Annotated in this window: 17 protein-coding genes; 14 read left to right on the top strand and 3 right to left on the bottom strand. The window is 60.6% G+C overall.

Translation table 11 applies throughout. From position 1 onward, the window contains the following. Window positions 1–324: 324 nt before the first annotated feature. The gene (locus tag JW799_RS25660; RefSeq protein WP_205432325.1) at window positions 325–1191 is read right to left on the bottom strand and encodes an AraC family transcriptional regulator; all 867 of its coding nucleotides are present in this window, start codon (window positions 1189–1191) and stop codon (window positions 325–327) included. Between the two features lie 193 nt (window positions 1192–1384). Between JW799_RS25660 and JW799_RS25655 the strand changes: the two genes are divergently transcribed. From JW799_RS25655 to JW799_RS25635, 5 genes are read left to right on the top strand one after another with little or no spacing between them, the layout of a single operon-like run. Beyond that, window positions 1385–2227, top strand: coding sequence for an amidohydrolase family protein (locus JW799_RS25655; protein ID WP_205432323.1), 843 nt, complete (start codon window positions 1385–1387; stop codon window positions 2225–2227). Window positions 2228–2232: 5 nt separating this feature from the next. Continuing rightward, window positions 2233–3177: an aldo/keto reductase gene (locus tag JW799_RS25650; protein ID WP_080838156.1), complete on the top strand. Its 945-nt coding sequence runs from the start codon at window positions 2233–2235 to the stop codon at window positions 3175–3177. Window positions 3178–3191: 14 nt separating this feature from the next. Continuing rightward, window positions 3192–4205 carry a zinc-binding alcohol dehydrogenase family protein gene (locus tag JW799_RS25645; protein ID WP_080838159.1) on the top strand — a complete coding sequence of 338 codons (1014 nt, stop codon included), beginning with the start codon at window positions 3192–3194 and terminating at the stop codon, window positions 4203–4205. Between the two features lie 28 nt (window positions 4206–4233). After that, window positions 4234–4872: a bifunctional 4-hydroxy-2-oxoglutarate aldolase/2-dehydro-3-deoxy-phosphogluconate aldolase gene (locus JW799_RS25640; protein WP_080838162.1), complete on the top strand. Its 639-nt coding sequence runs from the start codon at window positions 4234–4236 to the stop codon at window positions 4870–4872. A 2-nt stretch (window positions 4873–4874) separates the two neighbouring features. Next, complete coding sequence (locus tag JW799_RS25635) at window positions 4875–5858, top strand: sugar kinase (RefSeq protein WP_080838164.1); 984 nt, start codon at window positions 4875–4877, stop codon at window positions 5856–5858. Window positions 5859–6036: 178 nt separating this feature from the next. Here the strand turns inward: JW799_RS25635 and JW799_RS25630 are convergent, their stop codons facing one another. Continuing rightward, window positions 6037–7329 carry an ISNCY family transposase gene (locus JW799_RS25630; RefSeq protein WP_205428370.1) on the bottom strand — a complete coding sequence of 431 codons (1293 nt, stop codon included), beginning with the start codon at window positions 7327–7329 and terminating at the stop codon, window positions 6037–6039. Between the two features lie 253 nt (window positions 7330–7582). Here JW799_RS25630 and JW799_RS29830 point away from each other — a divergent pair, with 253 nt between their 5' ends. The 6 genes from JW799_RS29830 to JW799_RS25600 are packed head-to-tail and all read left to right on the top strand — an operon-like array spanning window position 7583 to window position 12005. Next, window positions 7583–8236 (top strand): ABC transporter substrate-binding protein, encoded by a 654-nt coding sequence (locus JW799_RS29830; RefSeq protein WP_205432314.1) that lies wholly within the window; start codon window positions 7583–7585, stop codon window positions 8234–8236. A gap of 2 nt (window positions 8237–8238) precedes the next feature. Further along, window positions 8239–8619, top strand: a complete 381-nt coding sequence (locus JW799_RS29825; protein WP_205432312.1) for an ABC transporter substrate-binding protein — start codon at window positions 8239–8241, stop codon at window positions 8617–8619. 12 nt (window positions 8620–8631) lie between these two features. Beyond that, window positions 8632–9666: a FecCD family ABC transporter permease gene (locus JW799_RS25615; RefSeq protein ID WP_205432310.1), complete on the top strand. Its 1035-nt coding sequence runs from the start codon at window positions 8632–8634 to the stop codon at window positions 9664–9666. Further along, window positions 9659–10726, top strand: coding sequence for a FecCD family ABC transporter permease (locus JW799_RS25610; protein WP_205432308.1), 1068 nt, complete (start codon window positions 9659–9661; stop codon window positions 10724–10726). Before JW799_RS25615 ends, JW799_RS25610 begins: the two co-directional genes overlap by 8 nt. After that, a complete protein-coding gene (locus tag JW799_RS25605; RefSeq protein WP_205432307.1) occupies window positions 10723–11493 on the top strand; it encodes an MFS transporter in 771 nt (256 codons plus the stop codon). Before JW799_RS25610 ends, JW799_RS25605 begins: the two co-directional genes overlap by 4 nt. A 5-nt stretch (window positions 11494–11498) precedes the next feature. Continuing rightward, window positions 11499–12005 carry an MFS transporter gene (locus tag JW799_RS25600; RefSeq protein ID WP_205432306.1) on the top strand — a complete coding sequence of 169 codons (507 nt, stop codon included), beginning with the start codon at window positions 11499–11501 and terminating at the stop codon, window positions 12003–12005. A 59-nt stretch (window positions 12006–12064) separates the two neighbouring features. On the opposite strand, the gene JW799_RS25595 is transcribed toward JW799_RS25600, so the two are convergent. Next, window positions 12065–12883 (bottom strand): helix-turn-helix domain-containing protein, encoded by an 819-nt coding sequence (locus JW799_RS25595; RefSeq protein WP_205432303.1) that lies wholly within the window; start codon window positions 12881–12883, stop codon window positions 12065–12067. A 119-nt stretch (window positions 12884–13002) separates the two neighbouring features. Here JW799_RS25595 and JW799_RS25590 point away from each other — a divergent pair, with 119 nt between their 5' ends. From JW799_RS25590 to lacZ, 3 genes are read left to right on the top strand one after another with little or no spacing between them, the layout of a single operon-like run. Continuing rightward, window positions 13003–15030 carry a beta-galactosidase gene (locus JW799_RS25590; RefSeq protein ID WP_205432302.1) on the top strand — a complete coding sequence of 676 codons (2028 nt, stop codon included), beginning with the start codon at window positions 13003–13005 and terminating at the stop codon, window positions 15028–15030. 17 nt (window positions 15031–15047) lie between these two features. Beyond that, entirely contained in the window at window positions 15048–17456 is a 2409-nt protein-coding gene (locus JW799_RS25585) for a glycoside hydrolase family 95 protein (RefSeq protein ID WP_205432301.1), read from the top strand. Window positions 17457–17491: 35 nt separating this feature from the next. Beyond that, window positions 17492–20662, top strand: coding sequence for a beta-galactosidase, LacZ type (gene lacZ, locus JW799_RS25580; RefSeq protein ID WP_205432300.1), 3171 nt, complete (start codon window positions 17492–17494; stop codon window positions 20660–20662). The last annotated feature ends 71 nt before the right edge of the window (window positions 20663–20733 follow it).

Genomic DNA, 20733 nt, shown 5'->3' with positions numbered 1-20733 from the left:
CGAGTCTTTTGCCGGCGGGCTTGCCTATTGGTCTGGAAACCGGCTCCTGACTAGGTAAGGCTCCCCCGCCTTCGCTGGATTTCGTCCATCCGGCGAAGCGGAAACCGGGAAAAAGGCTTGCTAGAGTGGATTTTATCCACAGAGGAAGGGATCTTCGAAACATTTACGCAAAAAAGGCTGCATTCGGTTGGAAGAAATCCAACGTAAGCAGCACGGCCCACGGAAAAAGCCGATTTTTATTGGATAAAATCCACTATACGTTCGCCAGCGATCGTTTCGGCCCCTCTATGCCGCGGGCGGGCGCGGGTATCGGACGCAATTCGGTTACCCGGAGCGATTTTTGCGGTAGGCCGCCGGCGTCATGCCGGCGATCCGTTTGAACGTCCGGTGAAAATGCGGCATGCTTTCGAAGCCGCAGCTTTCGGCGACGACGGATATGCCCAGCTCGCCGTCGGCCAGCAAGTCCATCGCGCGGATGATCCGTTTGGTCGCGATAAATTCGGTGACGTTCATGCCGACGAGGCGCTTGAACAAGCGGCTGAAATGGGCCGGGCTGACGGCGGCGCGCTCGGCCAGCTCGGCCAGGCCGATCGGCTCGGCGAAGCGCCGGTCGATGTGCAGCAGCGCGTCCTTCAGCCAGGCGGGACCGACCGTCGGCAGCGGCTCGGGCGCGCCCGGATCCCGGCCGACGGCGCGGTCGATGCCGAGCAAAAGCGACTGCAGATGAAGCATGACGGCATGGCGGTACCCGGGTTCCCTGGCGTTCAGCTCGTCATGGATGCTCGCAAGCGCCGGCTCGACCGTCTGCAGAAAACGCTGCGGCAAAACCAGCTTGAAGCTTTTGTTTTTCCGGCATAATTCGAAGCACCGCAAATAAGAGAACGATTCTCCGAGCGAAGGCTGCTGCAGGGCGGCCGCGCCGAAGAAAACGGCGGTCGACGTGACGGGGTCCGCGCGGTCCGGAAAAGCCCGATGAATGGTGTTGCCCGGAATGGCGAACAAATCCCCCGCCCCCATATCGTAAATTTCCCGGTCGATAAAAAAAGAGCCCTTTCCGCTATGCACGTATACGAGCTCGTACCAATCGTGCAAATGATCCGGAAGCTCGCTTTGTTCGGTTTTCGTATCCCGGTAGACGAAGGAAAAAGGGAATGCCGGCGAGGCGTCGAAACGCTTGCGCAACGGCTTCATCGGCGGTCGTCCTTTCTGATCAGGATCGTATAGCTAGACGGTATCAAAAAACAGTACATTTTTGCAAGAATCGGTTCTTTTTTTGTTTAAAATTGCTGGTAAAGTAAAGGTATAGCGTTTACATCAACACGTCAAGCGATTGGATAGGCCAACGAATCGAGGGCGGCTTGCGCCCGGGAAGGGGAAGGAAACGTTGCGAATCGACGCGCATCAGCACTATTGGAAAATCGATCGGGGCGACTATGGCTGGATTACGCCGGACATCCCCCTGCTGTACCGGGATTTTCTGCCCGGTAATTTGCTTCCTTCGCTGCGGAAGCACGGGCTGGACGGGACGATTCTCGTTCAAGCCGCGCCGACGCTAGCGGAGACGGATTATCTATTGTCGCTGGCGGACGGAAGCGACTCCATCCTCGGCGTCGTCGGCTGGCTCGATCTGGCGGATGATCGATGCTTCGTGCATTACGATCGGTTCGCCCGTCATCCCAAATTCGTCGGCTTCCGGATCATGATCCAGGACATGCCGGACGCGGGCCGCATTCTGGAGCCGGCGTTCGTCGAGCGGCTGAAGACTTTCGAAAAGCGGGACGTGCCGGTCGATCTGCTGCTTGTCTCCGGGCAGCTGGAACCGGTCATTCGGCTCATCGAGAAGGTGCCGGGGCTTCGCGGCGTCGTCGATCATATCGCCAAGCCGAACATCGCGGCGGGGGCGATGGAGCCCTGGGCGGGGCAAATGCGCAGGCTGGCCTCTTTTCCGAACTTGTACTGCAAGCTGTCGGGGATGGTGACGGAGGCGGAGCACCGCGCCTGGAAGCCGGAGCAATTCGTGCCTTATATTCGCCATGCCATTGATTGCTTCGGCGAGAACCGGGTCATGTTCGGGAGCGATTGGCCGGTGTGTCTGCTGGCGGCCGAATACGACGAGGTCATGGAAGTGCTCGTCCGCGCGCTGCCCGGGGAATGGGGCGAGCGCCAGCGGGCGAAGCTGTTCGGCGGCAACGCCGCGGCATTTTACAAACTGGATACGGGAGGCTGAACCGAATGAAATACCGCAAGTTGGGCCGCACCGGACTGGATGTATCCGCGCTGTCTTTCGGCGCTTCGTCGCTCGGCTCCGTGTTTCGCGAGACGAGCGAAGCCGAAGCGATCAGGACGGTGTTCGCCGCGCTCGAGGAAGGGATCAATTATATCGACGTTTCGCCATACTACGGCCTGACGAAAGCCGAAACGGTGCTTGGAAAAGCGATAAAGGAGCTCCCGCGCGACCGGTTTCTGCTCTCGACGAAGGCGGGGCGCTACGGCGCCGATGCGTTCGATTTTTCCGGGGAGCGCATCGCGAGCAGCCTGGAGGAGAGCCTTCGGCGGCTGAATACGGACTACGTGGATCTGATGTTTTTGCACGATATCGAGTTCGTTCCGCAGGCTGTCATTCTGCAGGAGGCGCTGCCGGCGCTCGCGAAGCTCAAGGAACAGGGAAAAATCCGTTATTACGGCATTAGCGGCTTGCCGATCGAGCTGTTCGAGACGATCGTTCCGCAGGCCGAAATGGATGTCGTTCTCTCTTACTGCCATTACTCGATGAACGACACGACGCTGCTGGGCCTGCTTCCGCTGCTGGAGGAGCGCGGAATCGGACTCGTCAACGCCTCGCCGCTGTCCATGGGGCTGCTGAGCGCGCGGGGGACGCCGGAATGGCACCCGGCCTCGCCCGAGCTGAAGGCGGTTTGCCGGCGCGCGGCGGAGTTTTGCGCGGAGAAGGGCGCGGACATCGCGAAGCTTGCGGTGCAGTTTTCGACGGCGAACGAACGCGTTCCGACGACGCTCGTCAGCACGGCGAATCCGGCGAACATCCGCAACAACGCCAGATGGACGGACGAGCCGCCGGACGAGGAGCTGCTGGGGGAAGTGCTGGATATGTTGAAGCCGGTCGCGGATCAGACGTGGCCGAGCGGAAGGCCCGAATACAATCGGAACATCAGGACGTGAGCGGGGGGATGAACATGAAAGGCATCGTTTGCGAACGGCCGGATCGTCTGGAACGGATCGACTTGCCGGAACCTGTGCGAGGCGAGGGCGAAGCGATCGTCCGCATCCGCCGGGTCGGCATTTGCGGCACGGATATGCATGCTTACAAAGGCAATCAGCCGTTTTTTTCCTATCCGCGCATTCTCGGCCATGAGCTGGCGGGGATCGTGGAGGAAATCGGGAAAAACGACAAAGGGCTTGTGCCCGGCGATCAGGTGAGCGTCATCCCGTACATGCACTGCGGCGCCTGCATTGCCTGCCGGCGAGGGCGGCCGAATTGCTGCGTCGACATGAAGGTGCTCGGGGTGCATATCGACGGGGGCATGCGGGAGCGCGTGGCGCTTCCGGTCACGCATCTGATCCGCGCGAACGGGCTAACGCTCGATCAGGCCGCCGTGCTGGAGCCGCTGGCAATCGGAGCGCACGCCGTGCGCAGGTCCGCGCTCGAAGCGGGCGAAACGGCGCTCGTCGTCGGCGGCGGGCCGATCGGGCTCGGCGTCATGGCGTTCGCCAAGTCTCGCGGAGCCAACGTGATCGCGATGGACGTAAACGAGGAGCGGCTGGCGTTCGCCGGCGACTGGGCGAAGGCCGATCATCTCGTCAACGCGCTCGACGCGCCCGGCGACAAGCTGCGGGAATGGACGGGCGGCGATATGCCGACGGTCGTGTTTGACGCGACCGGAAACGCCCGGTCGATGACGAATTCTTTTCAATGGGCGGCGCATGGTGGTAAACTGGTATTCGTAGGACTGGTCAAAGCCGATATTGCGTTTTCCGATCCGGAGTTCCACAAGCGGGAATTGACGCTGATGGGCAGCCGAAACGCGACGTCCGAAGATTTCGACGCTGTCGTGGAAGCGGTTAAATCCGGAGGCGCGAGCGCGGAGCGCTACATCACGCACCGGGCGCCGTTTGCGGACATGATCGGGCAATTCGAACATTGGCTGAAGCCCGAATCCAAAGTCATTAAAGCGATGGTCGAGCTGTAACCTTAAGGCTTGGCCGAAAGGAGCTCTTATGTCATCCAAATTGTTGCAGGCTTTATCGGAGGAAAAGATCGTCGCCATCATTCGCGGCATTTCCGCAAAGGACGGCGACGCGACGGCGAAGGCGCTGGCCGACGGCGGCATCGTCTTTCTCGAGGTTACGCTGAACACCGAAGGGGCGATCGGCATGATCTCGCGGTTCCGCGAGCAATATGAGGGGCGCATGCGGATCGGCGCGGGCACGGTGCTCGATATCGGACAGGCGAAGGAAGCGGTCGCGGCCGGCGCGGAGTATATCATTTCCCCGAACCTGGACGAGGAAGTCGTTTATTACGGCGTGGAGCAGGGCGTCGATGTTTGGCCGGGAACGATGACCCCGTCGGAAATCGTGCGCGCTTACAAGGCGGGCGCATCCGCCGTCAAAGTGTTTCCGCTCGGCTCGCTCGGCGTCAATTACTTGAAGGAAATCCGCGCGCCGCTGGACCACATCCCGATGATCGCGACCGGCGGCGTCAACCTGCAAAATATTCGCAGCGTGCTGGAAACGGGCGCCGTCGGGGTCGGACTGGGCGGCAACCTGGTTAACAAGCAGCTCGTCGCGGAAGGCAAGTTCGAGGAACTGACGAAGCTGGCGCAATCGTTCGTCGCCGAGGTCAAGGGAGCGAAGTGACGATGAAGGGACTTCAACCGGCGGACGTTGTCACGATCGGCGAAAGCATGGTGCTGCTTCAGCCGATGAGCGAAGGCCCGCTCGCTTACGCTCCCTTGTTCACGCGCTCGATCGCCGGCGCGGAATCGAACGTCGCCATCGGGCTGTCGCGCCTGGGACTTAACGTGCGCTGGATCAGCCGGCTCGGGGCCGACCCGTTCGGCGATCTTATCGTCTCGACGCTCGCGGGAGAAGGCGTCGACGTGTCGCTGGCCGAGCGCGATCCGGCGTATCCGACGTCCGTCTACTTCAAGGAATTCAAAGGCTACGGCGATCCGAACGTATATTATTACCGCAAAGGGTCCGCGGTCAGCCGCCTGACGCCGGACCATGTGGAGTCCCGCTGGTTCGAAAACGCGCGCCACCTGCACGTCACGGGCATTACGCCGGCGCTTGGGCCGGAAACGGCGAACGCGGTGCGCGCCGCGATGATCGAAGCCCGCAAGATGGGGCTGACGATTTCGTTCGATCCCAATTTGCGGCGCAAGCTGTGGAGCGAGGAAGAGGCGCGCGCCGCGCTGCTGTCGCTCATCCCGCTCTGCGACATCTTTCTTCCCGGCCTCGAGGAGGCCGAGTTTTTGGCGGGCGAAATGACCGAGGAGGCGTACGGCGCGCACTTTATCGGGCTGGGCGCGAAGGTGGTCGTGCTCAAGCTGGGCGAACGCGGGTCGATCGGCTTTACGCCGCTCGCCGCCGCGCGGGTCGCGCCGCATGCGGTCAGCCGCGTGATCGATACGGTCGGCGCGGGCGACGCTTTCGCGGCGGGCTTTTTGTCGTCGTGGCTGAACCTCGATTCCAGCGACGACGAGCGGAACCTGAAGGCCGCCCTTGCCCGGGCCAATCTGATGGGCGCTTTGGCGACGCAGTATCGCGGCGATTGGGAAGGGCTTCCGAAGCTGAGCGAGGTCGAACGTTTTCTGTCGGGCGGGAGAGAAACGACCCGCTGACCGGAATGGGTTTGGTAGAAGATAGGGCGCGCGGTACGAAGCGATCATGCGGAAGCCGCGCGCCTTTTTTTCGATCAGGCGGCCGGATCTCCGAAAAATAGGATGTCAATATGCTGTAAAAATGTCACCATAACTCGTCTGTAAAAATGTCACTTTGCTAATTTGGGCAGCCGCCCGTTCAAGTGACTTGGACGGCTGTCGTTTTTGTGTTATCCTGTTGTTGTCTACAGTTCCATGCCAACCTCCAAGGGTGGTTGGCGGCGGGTTTGCGTGACTGCGCAGGCTCCGCCTTTTTTGTTTTGGACATCGGTTTGCGTACCGGCTTTTCCGTCTCTTTCAGCGGAATCGCCTGGCCATTGTGCCAAACGAGCACTTCTCCAGAGAGCGTTTTACGCACCTCTACCGTTGTTCTGGCTTCGAAACGGAAATCACAGGGCTTGGCGAAGGTATACACTTTCCCGTAATAAGAGAGTGTGTTTCCGTGTCCTAACTTTCGGTACTCGCGAATCGTGAACACATGATTCAAATTGACGGATGGATCCAGCTTCATATACGCCGATTCTACTTTTTTGGGCTGAACAGCAAATTTGCGATTGTGCTTCTCCAACAGCATGGGCAACGCCGCATTGGCCTCCTCAATCGTCTTTGCGCCGAGCAGCCTGAGTTCGATGACCAGGCGATCTTGGAACGTCTGCCAAAGCCTTTCTACACGGCCCTTAGCCTGCGGCGTAATGGCCTTGATATGCTCAATGTGAAGTTCGGCCATCGCCTTGCCAAAGTGAGAGAGCGGCTTCGTTTCACCAGCCAGTTCCTGCTCTACGGTCAGCTTTTCATTAGGAGAGCGAAAGATGGTGTGTCGGTCGCTGTACAGGCCGAGCGGTACGCCGTATTTCTGAATGCCTTGCTGCATGACGAGCGAGTATCCTTCGCGGCATTCGTTGAGCCGGAATATGGCGCCGACAACCGTGCCTGTGGCATCGTCGATGGCTGCATGGAGGGCAAAGGCAGGACCCCGGTCCTCCAGCCAAGCAAATGGCGTCGCGTCGATCTGCCACAGCATTCCGGCTTGCGGCTTGCGCTGACGTGGTTGATGAGCTTTGCTACGTCTGCGCTGCTTGGCTTGTTTGATTCCTTCAGAAAGCAAAATACGTCTTACACTGGAAGGACTCAATTTCAATGCTTCATGTTCCTCCAAAAGCTCCGCAAAATGGCAGTTGTTGCTACCATAGTATTTTGTGTTGTACAACTCAACGACCTGCTGTTTAACTTCCTCGGACAAGGCGTGCTTCGGCTTTTTTCCGCGATTGCGGTGCACCAGTGCCTGCGCTCCTCCCTCTTCCACATACTTTTTCTTCAGCCGAATCATTTGTCGCACTGTTAGTCCGAGTGTCGCTGCTCCTTCCACATTAGTCATGTGTCCGTCTAAAATCTTCTCCACGACAAGTACCTTTTTCAGTTCTGCTCTGGTCAATGTTAATGTCTCCTGTCCCATAGTGACATTATCTCAGAACAGTTACAGGGTGACATTATCACAGACGAACAACAATCTCCGAAAAATAGGATTGACATTTCTAATCGTAAACATTACAATTCCCCTTGGTCTGCCATGTCGGATTTTGTCCGATCGACGCCAGACAAATAATCCGACCTGCGGGGGATGCAAGGCCGTTTTTTTGATTGTCGTCAAATCGTAATAATTACATTAAATAAAGGGGCTACATAACATGAGGATTAACGTAAAAAAATGGCTGTTGCCGGCACTGCTGCTGCTGCCGTTGCTTTTGACGGCTTGCGCCGGAAGCGGGATCAAGGAGGGAGAGGCGGCGGCGCCATCGGAATCGTCTGCTGCGGCTTCGCCGGAATCGTCCGCGGCGGAATCTCCGGCTTCGGAATTCGAACCGGTCACCGTGGAGGATGGCACGGGGGAAACGCTCGTTTTCGACCGGCCCGTCGAGAAAGTCGCTTGCGTCGTATCGCTTTGCGTGGACGTTCTGGCCGAATTGGGAATGGAACCGGTCGCGATCGGGGAAAGCGGAGTGCGCGTGATCGCGGCTTCGCCCGAATTTTTCGGAAGCAAGGGGGAAACGTTCCCTTCGATCGGGGGCAGTTTCTTCGAGCCCAGCCTTGAGGATCTGGTAACGATGGAACCCGATTTGGTCATCGGTCTGAAAGGCGTCCACGAGCCGTTAAGGGAAGGGCTGAAGGACGTGGCTCCCCTTTTCCTGTCGAGCCCTCGGCATTATAACGATTCCATTGCGTTTCTGGAAACCATCGGTCGAGTGACGGGCAAAACGGCGGAAGCCGAAACGGCCAAACAGCGGTTTCTCGACAAGCTGGCCGACGCGAAAGCGAAGGCCCCAAGGACAAGAAGGCGCTGATTTTGTACGGTTCCGACGTCAATTTCTCGATCGTAACGGAAAGCGGGCTGGGCGGGACCGTCATGAAGGATTCGGACTATCCCTGGAAGGTCGAGAACCCGGCCGACGATCCTTACGGCGAAGGGAGCGTTCCGTATTCGCTGGAAAGGCTGCTGGAGGAAAATCCGGACGTTATTTTCGTCGAAAGCTATTCCTATAGTCCGGGGACGAAGCCGGTGTCGGAGCAGCTTGCGGCATCCCCGATCTGGAGCAAACTGAAGGCGGTTCAAAACGGGCAGGTGCACGAGGTGCGTTCCCCGATTTGGGGAGACGGAAGAGGAACGCGTTCATTGGGCGTCATGCTCGACGAATCCCTGGCGATTCTGTATCCGGACCTCTACTAGGAGGACCTTTTCATGCGGAATTCTCCATTGCCCGCGGCTGCCGGTGCCGGAAGAAGATTTCTTCTTCCGGTTTTCGTTATGCTCGGTTTGCTGGGCGCGGTATTTTTGATCGGGGTAAAGCAGGGAACGCCAGACCTGACCTGGAAAGGACTCGCCGGCGTTTTGCTTGCAAACGGCGGCAGCGAGCTTGAGCGTACGGTTGTATGGGAAATCCGTCTTCCCCGATTTCTGCTCGGCTTGCTGGTGGGGGCGATGCTCGCGGCGGCGGGGACGCTGATGCAGGGCGCGATGAACAATCGGCTCGCGGGGCCCGAGCTGCTGGGCATTTCGGCGGGAGCCTCGTTGGCGACGGCGGCGATGACGGTGCTGCATCTGCCCGTTTCTTTTCACTTGCACCCGCTGGTCGCTTTGGCTGGCGGCCTCGCCGGGGGCGCCGTCGTCGCGCTCTCGGCAAAAGGAAGCAAGGGAGCGGTCGGGATGCTGCTCGTCGGAATGTCGGTAACGGCGATTTTGAACGGGTTGCTTATCGTTCTGATCGCCATGGGGACGAGCAACGACGTCAATCTGCTCTACTCGTACTTGCTCGGGTCGCTGGCTCACCGGACATGGGAGCATGTCGACCGCATGCTGCCCTGGTTCTTCGTCGCGCTTCCCGTGGCGATGCTGTTCGCGCGAGCCGTCAATCTTCTTCAGCTCGGCGACGAGACGGCTTCGGGACTAGGCATGAAGGTCGAACGGACCCGGCTTCTCATTCTGGCCGTTTGCGCGGCGCTTGTCGCCATTACCGTTGCGCAATGCGGGCCGATCGGCTACGTTTCCTTGCTGGCCCCGCATCTGACGCGACTGGCGCTTCGTTCGCTAGACGCGCGCTTCGTGCTGCCCGTTTCCGCTTTATGCGGCGCGGCGATGCTCACTGTTGCCGATCAGATCGCCCGCCTGCTGCTGTCTCCGCTGGAAATTCCGGTCGGCATATGGACCACGCTCGTCGGCGGGACCGTTTTTTTGCTGTTATTGCTGAGACGGGGAAGGAGCGGGACGTATGGTTAAGGGACTTAAGGCGGTCGCCGGTTCCGTCCCGGGCAGGGTCCGATGGACGACGATAACGCTGCTGCTTCTTCTCGTGGGAATTTCGGTGCTGCATATCGCTTTCGGGCGCACGGCTTTTTCCATAGAAGAGGTGGTCAAGGCGCTGGCCGATCTGTCCGACGACCCGGGGCAGCGGCACATTGTCTGGAATTTGCGCCTGCCCCGCCTGCTCGTCGCGATAGCCGCCGGTTTTATGCTCGGAATGGCGGGGGCGATTTTACAGACGATTTTGCGAAACCCTTTGGCCGAGCCGGGCTTGATCGGCGCCACCTCCGGGGCGGTGCTGTTCGCCGTGCTTTGGACGCTGTATGCGCCTGCGGCGAATGTTCCGCTTCCGTTCGCCGCCCTGTTCGGCGGGACGCTGGCATCGGGAGCGATCTATTTCTTGAGCCGCCGGGGTGGCAACGACGCCGCGCGGCTTGCGCTGACCGGAGCCGTTGCGACGTCTGTGCTTCAATCGGTTACTTCTCTTCTGCTGCTTCGCAATCAAGAGGGGCTTGCGACCATTTTGTTATGGAATTTCGGGTCTTTAAACGGACGCTCATGGCCGCACTGGAATCTCATTTGGCCGTGGGGCTTGGCGCTCGTTCTGCTGGCCATGTCGCTTGCCCGCAGGTCGGCGCTGCTGCAGCTGGGGGATTCGATCGCGACGGGTCTCGGGCTTCGCGTCAACCGCACTCGGCTGCTGTTGCTGCTTATCGCGGCTTCCCTCACTGCCGCTTCGGTTTCCGTCGTCGGCGCCATCGGATTTATCGGACTGATCGGACCGCATATCGCGGCGCTGCTCGTCGGCCGCAATCCTCTCTTTCATTTTCCGGTGAGCGGCTTGTTTTCCGCCTTGCTGCTGGTTGCCGCCGACTGGGCAAGCCAGAGCGTGTCGTTGAAGCTTACGCTTCCGGGCCTGGAACATCACGTGACGAGCCTGCCGGCCGGAGCCGTCACGACGTTGATAGGGGCGCCTTTCTTTCTGTATTTGCTTCGCAAAACGGCGGTTAAAATGCGGGGAGCGGATAAATCGTGAGCCAGGTCGTCGGGTTATGGAACATCCGCGGTTTCCGAAAGTATTATCTGCTTAGCATTCTGAGCTATTTCGGCTCGGGCATTTCGGTCGTGGCGATGCCTTACGCCATTTACGAAAAAACGTTATCTCCGATTTACACCTCGCTTGCCTCGGTCATGACGAGCCTGCCCTATTTGCTTTTCGGACTGTTGGCGGGAGCGCTGGCGGACAGAGGCAACCGGAAGCGAATCATGATCGGATGCGATTTGTTCAGCGCCGCCGCGCTCGCAAGCGTTCCGCTTGCCGCCGCGGTTTTGGGCGAAGTATCGGCGCTTCACCTGCTCGCCGTCGCTTTGGCGGCCTCGACGGCATTCGTCGGTTTCGATTCGGCCAGCCACGGCGCCCTGCTGCAGCTGGTCGGCCGCGAGCGGCTGGTCGCCGCCAACAGCGCGCTGATTGCCGCGGACGCTGTCATCCGGATCGCAAGCCCGGTCGCGGCCGGCATTCTCATCTCGTCCTTCGGAGCCGAATGGGCGATCGCGGCAACGGCCTGTTGTTATTTGACGGCTGCGGGTTTGGTTCATTCGATCAAAGGTCCGTTTCAGAGCGTCCGGCAGCCGGCGGGAGCCAAGCCCGCGGCAGGAGCCGAACGTCCGGCGCCCCCCTTGCGCCGGCTTCGGGAGGATATCGCGATCGGCTTGTCCTACATTTGGTCCCAGCCCTTGATTCGCAGTCTGACGCTGGTCGGATTCGGCAACAGCTTCGTGGGGGAGCCGCCTCCGGGCTGATCGTGGTGCTGGGCGCCGAGGTTCTCGGCTTTGCGGACGACGCTCCGCAGATGAGCCTCTTGTTTGCCTGCGGGGCGATCGGAGCGCTGTTCGCCAGCTTGAGCCTGCCTGCGCTTCGCAGCCGCTTCAAGCCGGGCGCGATTACGATCGCGGGACTCGCGGCAAGCGGATTGTCTTTATTCGGGGTTGCGTTGGGAGGCCATCTGGCTGCCGTCTCCGTGTCCTATCTGCTGTGGCAAATGAGCAGCACGTTGATTATCGTCAATGGAATTACGCTGCGTCAGCAGCTGACGCCCGACGAGCTGCAAGGGAGGGTGCACGCGGGCGGCAGAATGATCGCATACGGAGGCTCTCCTTTCGGCGCGCTGCTCGGAGGGCTAGCCGCTTCCGGCATAGGCGTTCCATATTCGTATGCGGCGATGGCCGGGCTGATGATCGTTCTGGGCGTCGCGGCGCTCGGGACGCCGCTTCGCCACTATGCGATCGATAAGAGCCAATCGTCTAGACCGTAACCGGAGCCGATGACTCCGCCTGTGCAACGGACGCCGGGGATCGTGGACGGCCTTCTCCGCTATTCGTACAACCTCCGAAACTGCCGGGGCGGCAGTCCCGTCTTGCGGCGAAACGTCGCCACGAAATGGCTCGCGTCCCGGAACCCGACGCGCTCGGCGATCTCCTTCACGGTAACGCCGCTTGCGCCGATCAGCAGCTCCTTCGCCTTGCGCAGCCGGAGCTGAACGAGATAGGCGTACGGCGAAAGGCCGAACGTATGATGAAACCACAAATTCAGCGTGCTGACGGGAACGTCCAGCGCTCCGGACATTTCCGCGAGCCCGATCTCCGCGTCGGCATAGTGAAGCTCCAGCCATTCCAGCAGCGGACGCAGCCGTTCGGAGCCGTGCGCGATGTCGGTCCGGTTGTCGAAACGGCCGTAGTGGCGCAAAGCGATGAGGAAACGGTAGGCGTCGGCGGAAGCGTTCAGGCCGAACAAGTCCGGCTCCGTCTCCAGGCGGTCGAGCATGTCCCGAAGCAGGCCGGTCAACGGCGCGTCCGCGTCCCAGCGGACCGGAACGCCCTCCTGCAGCTTCAGCGTATGCAGCATTTCGGCAACGCTTGGCCCGCCGAACGTCAAATAAGCGGTCTCCCACAATTCCGTGCTGGCTTCGTATTGATGCGGAGTGCCGGCATACAGCAGCACTCCGCTGTTTACGGGCAAGGCGAACGTTGACCCGTTGACGGTGAACGATCCCTCGCCGCGAGTCGTCTGCAGCCAATGAAAAAACGGATACCCCTCGGTCCGCACCATTTTCCTCTCGATGACGATTCCGATCGTTTCCACGAATAACGGCAGCGTTTGTTCCCCGCCGGGAGTGAACGCGAATCTGCGCATGCGCGGCACCTCACGATGTTGTAATTTTCTTATATCGCCTTAACAGATGATTATATTTTACCGTACTCGGCCATGCCTTAAAATAGGGATATCTTTATATGCCAAAAGGAGTGCCGACGATGATCAACGATAAATTGCCGAAAATCTGGTACGGGGGAGACTATAATCCGGAACAGTGGGAAGCGGATACATGGGCCGAGGACGATCGCATGTTCAAACTGGCGGGCATCGACGTCGCGACGATCAACGTTTTTTCGTGGGCCTTGAATCAGCCGAGCGAGGACGTTTACCATTTCGAATGGCTGGACGAAACGATCGAGCGGCTGCACGCCAACGGAGTGGGCGTATGCCTGGCGACGAGTACCGGCGCGCATCCGGCATGGATGGCCAAAAAATATCCCGAGGTGCTGCGCGTCGACTATAACGGCCGGAAACGCAAATTCGGCGGCCGCCACAACTCGTGTCCGAGCAGTCCGGTTTACCGTCACTACTCGCGCCTGATCGCCGGCGAGCTGGCCCGCCGGTACAAGGATCATCCCGCGCTGCTGATCTGGCACGTGTCGAACGAGTACGGCGGCTACTGCTATTGCGATCTGTGCGAAGCCCAATTCCGCGTCTGGCTGCAAAAGCGGTACGGCACGCTCGACAAGCTGAACAAGGCGTGGAATACGCGGTTCTGGGGCCATACGTTTTACGATTGGGACGAAATCGTCGCCCCCAACGCGCTCAGCGAGGAATGGAACGGCAACCGGACCAATTTCCAGGGCATTTCGCTCGACTATCGCCGTTTCCAATCGGACGCGCTGCTCGAATGCTATCGAATCGAATACGAAGAGATCAAAAAATACACGCCCGACGTTCCGGTAACGACGAACCTGATGGGCTTTTATCCGGAACTGAACTATTTCGAGTGGGCGAAATACATGGATGTCGTGTCCTGGGACAACTATCCCGCGCTCGACACGCCGCCCAGCTTTACCGCGATGACGCACGATTTGATGCGCGGCCTGAAGCACGGGCAGCCGTTCATGCTGATGGAGCAAACGCCGAGCCAGCAAAACTGGCAGGCGTACAACGCGCTCAAGCGCCCGGGCGTCATGCGGCTGTGGAGCTATCAGGCGGTGGCCCGGGGCGCCGATACGGTCATGTTCTTCCAGCTCCGCCGCTCGATCGGGGCGTGCGAGAAATACCACGGAGCGGTGATCGAGCACGTGGGCCACGAGCATACGCGCGTCTTCCGCGAATGCGCGGAGCTGGGCCGCGAACTGCAGCAGCTCGGAGACAAGCTGCTCGATTCCCGCGTCGCGGCGAAGGTCGCGATCGTGTACGATTGGGAAAACCGGTGGGCGACCGAGCTGACGAGCGGGCCGACCGTCGCCCTGAAGTACGTGGACGAAGCGCACAAATATTACGACGCGCTGTACAAGCTCGGCATCCCGGCCGACATGATCGGGGTCGAAACCGACCTGAGCGGCTACGATATCGTCATCGCTCCGGTGCTGTACATGGTGAAAACCGGCTATGCCGCGAAAATCGAAGCGTTCGTCGAGGCGGGCGGAACGTTCGTGACGACGTTCTTCAGCGGCATCGTCAACGAGAACGATCTGGTGACGCTCGGCGGCTACCCGGGCGAACTGCGCAAAGTGCTCGGCATCTGGGCGGAAGAAATCGACGCCCTGTTCCCGGGCACCGTCAATCAGGTCGTCATGAAAGGGGAGCGCGGCGCGCTGAACGGAACGTACGAATGCGGCCTGCTGTGCGATCTGATCCATTCGGAAGGCGCCGAGGTGCTGGCTGAATACGGCGACGATTTCTACAAAGGCATGCCGGCGCTGACCGTCAACCGCTTCGGCAATGGGCAGGCCTGGTACGTGGCGACGAGCCCGGACGAGCGGTTCATGAAAGACTTTTTGTCCAACCTGTGCGCGGAAAAAGGCATCGAGCCGCTGGTGAAGGCGCCCGCCGGCGTCGAGGCGACGCTGCGCGTCAAAGGCGAGAAATCGTATTTGTTCCTCTTGAACCATAACCCGGAGGCATCGGCGGTCGATCTGGGCGGCCGAAGCGGGACGGATCTGCTGTCCGGCCAGGCCGCGCAAGGCAACGTTGCGGTACCCGGCAGAGGCGTCATGATTATCGAGACGGTTTGAGAAAGGGGCGTTTTCGCTTGAACTTGCACTACTTTTCGCCGGCAAAGGTTTGGACCGAGGCGCTGCCGATCGGCAACGGCCGGCTGGGCGCGATGGTGTTCGGAGGCGTGGAAAGCGAGCGTCTTCAACTGAACGAGGATACGCTCTGGTCGGGAAGCCCGAAGGCCGGCAACAACCCGCGCGCCCGCGAAGCGCTGCCGGAAATCCGGCGTCTGCTCGCGGAGGAGAAATACGAGGAAGCGGACGCGCTGTGCCGAAAGGAAATGCTGGGGCCGTATGCGCAAAGTTATTTGCCGCTCGGCAATTTGACGCTTCACTTCGAACATGGGAACGTGGGGCATCCGTACAAGCGCAGCCTCGATATCGGCGAGGCGATCGCGCGGACGGAATACCGGGTCGGAGAGGCGGAGTACGTCCGGGAGGCGTTCGCTTCCTGCCCGGACCAGGTGCTCGTAGTTCGTCTGACGGCAAAGCACCCGGGAACGCTGAACTTTACGGCCAAGCTGGACAGCCCGCTGCGGTCGTACGTCCGGGCGGAAGGAACGCGGCTTGTCCTGCGCGGCCAGGCGCCGGAAAACGCGGACCCGAACTATTACCACAGCGACCGGTCGTTCGCATACGGGGAGCCCGGCGCGACCGACGGCATGCGCTTTGCCGGTTATTTGGCGGCCGCGCTCGACGACGGCGACTTCAGTGCCGATCCGGACGGCTTGCGCGTTCGGAACGCGTCGGGCGCCACGTTGATTTTCAGCGCGGCGACCAGCTACAACGGGTTCGACCGCTCCCCCGGACGGGAAGGCGTCGACCCGGACGCGAAAGCATCGGCCTGGCTGGACGCCGCCCTGGGCAAATCCTACGAAGCGCTGCGCAGCGCGCATATCGAGGACTACCGGTCGCTGTTCGACCGGGTGGAGCTTCGGCTCGGAGCGCCGAAGGAGACGGACGCGCTTGCCGATCCGGAAAGCCTCGCGACCGACAAGCGCGTCGAGCGGTACGGAGACGGCCTGGCGGATCCGGGGCTTGCGGAGCTGATATTCCAGTACGGGCGCTACCTGATGATCGCCAGCTCCCGGCCGGGCACGCTTCCGGCCAACCTGCAGGGAATCTGGAACGAGCACACCCGCGCCCCCTGGAGCAGCAACTGGACGCTGAACATCAACGCCGAGATGAATTATTGGCCGGCCGAAACGTGCAATCTCGCCGAATGCCACGAACCGCTGCTCGACCTGATCGGCAATCTCGCGGCGAACGGGGCGGAAACGGCCCGCGTCAATTACGGCGCGCGGGGCTGGGCGGCGCACCACAATACCGACATCTGGTGCCAGTCGGCGCCGGTCGGCGCTTTCGGGCACGGCGACCCTTCGTGGGCGTTCTGGCCGATGGCGGGAGCCTGGCTTTGCCAGCATCTTTGGGAGCATTACGCTTTCGGTGGCGACAAGGAGTGGCTGCGCGACCGGGCATACCCGATCATGAAGGAAGCGGCGCTGTTCGGTCTCGATTGGCTGATCGAAGACGGCAACGGCCATTTGATCACGTCCCCGTCGACTTCGCCGGAGCACCGATTCGTCGCTCCTTCGGGCGAGCTGGCCAGCCTTAGTCCCGCGGCAACGATGGATTTGTCGCTGCTTTGGGACTTGTTCACCAACTGCATCGAAGCTTCCGAGGCGCTCGGGGAAGACGAAGCGTTCCTCCGCGAGCTGCTTGCCGCCCGGGAGCGCCTGCTCCCGCTGCAGATCGGAAAGCACGGGCAGCTTCAGGAGTGGTCGCGCGACTTCGAGGACGAGGACGTGCATCACCGTCACGTCTCCCATTTGTTCGGCGTCTATCCCGGCCGGCAGCTGACCGGGGAAGCGGAGCCCGAGCTGTTCGCCGCGGCCCGACGCTCGCTCGAACGCCGCGGCGACGGCGGAACGGGCTGGAGCCTCGGCTGGAAAATCGGCCTTTGGGCGCGGTTCGGCGACGGCAACCGGTCCCGCCGGCTGCTGTCGAATTTGCTTACCCTTGTTCGCGAGAACGACGAGCGCAGCCAGGGCGGCGGCGTCTACCCGAATTTGTTCGACGCGCATCCGCCGTTCCAAATCGACGGCAACTTCGCCGCTACGGCGGGCATTGCCGAAATGCTGCTGCAGTCCCACGGCGGCTGCATCCGCTTGCTGCCGTCGCTTCCGGACGCATGGCCGGAAGGCTTCGTCCGGGGACTCCGCGCCAGAGGAGGGGCGGAAATCGCCATCCGGTGGGAGCAGGGAAAGCTTTCGGAGGCGAAGCTGGTATCGCCGGCCGGCGGCACGTACACGATCGACGCCGCCATGCCGGTCGTCATCGAATCCGTCAACGGGCGGCCGGTTGAAACGAAAGCTTCGAACGGCACGAAGGTCATGTTCGAAGCGGCCCCCGGCCAGACGTACGCCGTCCGTCCGCTCGGGTAGCGACAACCAAGGGAACAAGGAGAGGAAACGATAAAATGCCCAGTGTTAAAGGCGCACCGTCGAAATTCGTCTATTCGCCGCCGGCGAACGGATACCCCGAGTGGAACCGGAATCCGGAAATTTTTCAACTGAACCGGCTGGCCGCCCATGCCGCGTTCGCATCATACGATTCGCTGGAGGCGGCGCTGTCGGGCAGACGGGACGAGACGACCGGCCGCTTGTCCCTGAACGGCACGTGGAAATTCGCCTGGGCGGAAAATCCGGACGCCCGCATCGCGAATTTTTACGAACGGGACTTCGATCACGGGGACTGGGCGGATATTCCCGTGCCGTCCCATTGGCAGCTTCATGGCTACGATTACCCGCAGTACACGAACATTACGTACCCGTGGGTTCATCGGGAGGAGCTGCTTCCGCCGCAAGCGCCGACGAAATACAATCCGGTCGGCTCGTACGTGCGGACGTTCACGGTTCCGGAAGCGTGGGACCATCAGCCGGTTTTCATCAGCTTTCAGGGCGTCGAATCGGCATTTTACGTTTGGGTAAACGGGGAGCTGGTCGGATACAGCGAAGACACGTTCACTCCGGCAGAATTCGACTTGACGCCTTACCTTGTTCGCGGAGAAAACAAGCTGGCGGTGGAAGTGTACCGGTGGTGCGACGCGAGCTGGCTGGAGGATCAGGATTTTTGGCGGCTGAGCGGCATTTTCCGCGACGTTTATCTGTATACCGCGCCGCCTGTTCACATCTATGACTTTTTCGCGGAAGGCGCTTTGGACGACGATTATCGGGACGGGCTGCTGAAGCTGAACGTGGCGCTGGCGAATTATTTCGGCCGGAGCGGAACGGCGACCGTCGAAGCGCAGCTGTACGCCGGCCGGGAGCCCGTGTGGGCCGAGCCGCTGAAGCTTGAAGCCTCGCTTGACGAGACGAAGGCTTTTGATAACGGGAACGGCACCGCGACAACATTCGGCTCCGCAAAGGTGAAAAGCCCGCTGCAATGGAGCGCGGAGAAGCCGAATTTGTACACGCTCGTGCTCGAATTGAAGGATGACTCGGGAGCGACGCTGCAGCTGGCGAGCTGCAAAATCGGATTCCGACGCTTTGAAATCAAGGACGGTTTGATGAAGATCAACGGGCAGCGGGTTTTGTTCAAAGGCGTGAACCGCCACGAATTTTCCTGCGACGCGGGCCGTGTTCCTTCGCCGGAAGACATGCTGACGGATATTCGGCTGATGAAGTCGCATAACATCAACGCGGTGCGGACTTCCCACTATCCGAACGATACGCGCTGGTACGAATTGTGCGACGAGTATGGGCTTTACGTCATCGACGAAACGAATCTCGAGACCCACGGCAGCTGGCGCTACGGGCAAAAAGCGGAGGACGAAGGCGATACCGTCCCGGCGAGCAAGCCCGAATGGACGGCCAACGTGCTCGACCGCTGCAATTCGATGTTTCAACGGGACAAAAACCACCCGTCCGTCGTGATTTGGTCGCTGGGCAACGAATCGTGGGGCGGGGACAATTTTATCCGGATGCACGACTTTCTTCGCGAAAGGGATTCGTCCCGAATCGTCCATTACGAAGGCGTGTTTCACTGCCGGAAGTCGGAAGCCGCTTCCGACATCGAAAGCCAGATGTACACCCGCCCGCAGGCGGTCGAAGCCTATGCGCTGGAACCGCGGCCGGACAAAAAGCCGTTCATTTTATGCGAATACAGCCATGCGATGGGCAATTCCAGCGGCGGGCTTCATTTGTACACCGACCTGTTCGAAAAATATCCGATCCTTCAGGGCGGCTTCATTTGGGATTGGGTCGATCAGGCGATTCGGACGAAGGATGCGGAGGGACGGCCGTATTTCGCTTATGGCGGCGATTTCGGGGAATCTCCGCACGACGGGAATTTTTGCGGGAACGGGCTCGTTTTCGCGGACCGGTCCGTATCGCCCAAGCTGCTTGAAGTACAAGCCTGCTATCAATCGATTCGTTTTCGGGCGGCGGATTTGCGGACCGGCCGGTTCGAAGCCGCGAACGGGTACCTGTTCACCGATCTGGCGGAATTCGAATTCGTCTGGACCGTAACGGCAAACGGAGAAAAGATCGCGGACGGCTCGTTTTCGGCCGCCGCCAAACCCGGCGAAACGGCGGAGCTCGATTTGGCGGCAGCCTGCGAAATGGCGACCGGCGCTTCGGCCGAATACGCGTTGACCATAAGCGCCTGCCTGAACCGGGACACGTCATGGGCAAACGCGGGGCACGAGGTTGCGTTCGGGCAATTCGTTCTGCCGGCTCGCGACGGAGCTGCGTTCGGAAGCTCGGCCGCCGCGGAAGGAAACCCTCCCCAAGCTGCCGAGAAGGACGGCAAGCTGACGCTGTCGAACGGCCGCATCGCGGCGACGTTTGACCGTGCAAGCGGCAATCTGGTCTCGTACCGGGTGGACGGGCGAGAATTGCTGCGGTCGGAGCTCGCTCCGAATTTTTGGCGCGCGATGACGGACAACGACAGGGGAAGCAAGCTGCACGAGCGCAGCGCGGTTTGGCGGGAAGCGGGCGCGGAACGCCGATTGCTTGCATTCGAAGGCGGCCCGGCCGGAGGCGGCAGCTATACCATAACCGTGCGCTACGAACTGCCTACGAACCCCGTTTCGTACTGTACGATCGCGTATGCGATGAACGGCGCCGGAACGCTGGAAATCCGGATGAAGCTCGAACCCGGCGAAGGGCTGCCGGAAATTCCGGAAATCGGCATCATGTGGGAGATGGAAACGGCGTTCGACCGCTTGAGCTGGTATGGCCGGGGACCGCACGAAAACTATTGGGACCGCCGCGCCGGCGCGAAGCTCGGTCTGTATTCGGGAACGGTGTCCGGACAGGTCGTTCCCTACCTTCGGCCGCAGGAACACGGCAACAAGACGGACGTGCGGCACGCTTCTGTTACGGACGAAACCGGATTCGGACTGCGAATCGAGGGCTTGCCGACGTTCGAATGGAACGCGAGCCCGTACGCGCCGATCGAGCTCGAAGCGTACGATCATTTCCATTTGCTGCCGGAGCCGGAGAAGACCGTCGTTCGGGTGCAGTACAAGCAAATGGGCGTCGGCGGCGACGACAGCTGGGGCTCCCGCACGCAGCCGGAATATACGCTATTCGCCAATCGTACGTACGAGTTCGCCTTCCGGCTGAGCGGCCGGCCGCAGCCGTGAACGAACGGCTTGCGGATGCATAATCCTTCCATCGCTTACGCAAGCTATCTCCATCGGGAGGTGTTTGCAAA

The sequence above is a fragment of the Cohnella algarum genome (assembly GCF_016937515.1).
Lineage (GTDB): Bacteria > Bacillota > Bacilli > Paenibacillales > Paenibacillaceae > Cohnella > Cohnella algarum.
This window is presented reverse-complemented; position numbering and strand designations above follow the sequence as displayed.

Bases quoted from the DNA above. Each gene is read 5' to 3' on its own strand.
- JW799_RS25660 (WP_205432325.1), bottom strand. From the start codon at position 1,191: ATGAAGCCGTTGCGCAAGCGTTTCGACGCCTCGCCGGCATTCCCTTTT.
- JW799_RS25650 (WP_080838156.1), top strand. From the start codon at position 2,233: ATGAAATACCGCAAGTTGGGCCGCACCGGACTGGATGTATCCGCGCTG.
- JW799_RS25645 (WP_080838159.1), top strand. From the start codon at position 3,192: ATGAAAGGCATCGTTTGCGAACGGCCGGATCGTCTGGAACGGATCGAC.
- JW799_RS25640 (WP_080838162.1), top strand. From the start codon at position 4,234: ATGTCATCCAAATTGTTGCAGGCTTTATCGGAGGAAAAGATCGTCGCC.
- JW799_RS25635 (WP_080838164.1), top strand. From the start codon at position 4,875: ATGAAGGGACTTCAACCGGCGGACGTTGTCACGATCGGCGAAAGCATG.
- JW799_RS29830 (WP_205432314.1), top strand. From the start codon at position 7,583: ATGAGGATTAACGTAAAAAAATGGCTGTTGCCGGCACTGCTGCTGCTG.
- JW799_RS25615 (WP_205432310.1), top strand. From the start codon at position 8,632: ATGCGGAATTCTCCATTGCCCGCGGCTGCCGGTGCCGGAAGAAGATTT.
- JW799_RS25610 (WP_205432308.1), top strand. From the start codon at position 9,659: ATGGTTAAGGGACTTAAGGCGGTCGCCGGTTCCGTCCCGGGCAGGGTC.
- JW799_RS25595 (WP_205432303.1), bottom strand. From the start codon at position 12,883: ATGCGCAGATTCGCGTTCACTCCCGGCGGGGAACAAACGCTGCCGTTA.
- JW799_RS25590 (WP_205432302.1), top strand. From the start codon at position 13,003: ATGATCAACGATAAATTGCCGAAAATCTGGTACGGGGGAGACTATAAT.
- lacZ (WP_205432300.1), top strand. From the start codon at position 17,492: ATGCCCAGTGTTAAAGGCGCACCGTCGAAATTCGTCTATTCGCCGCCG.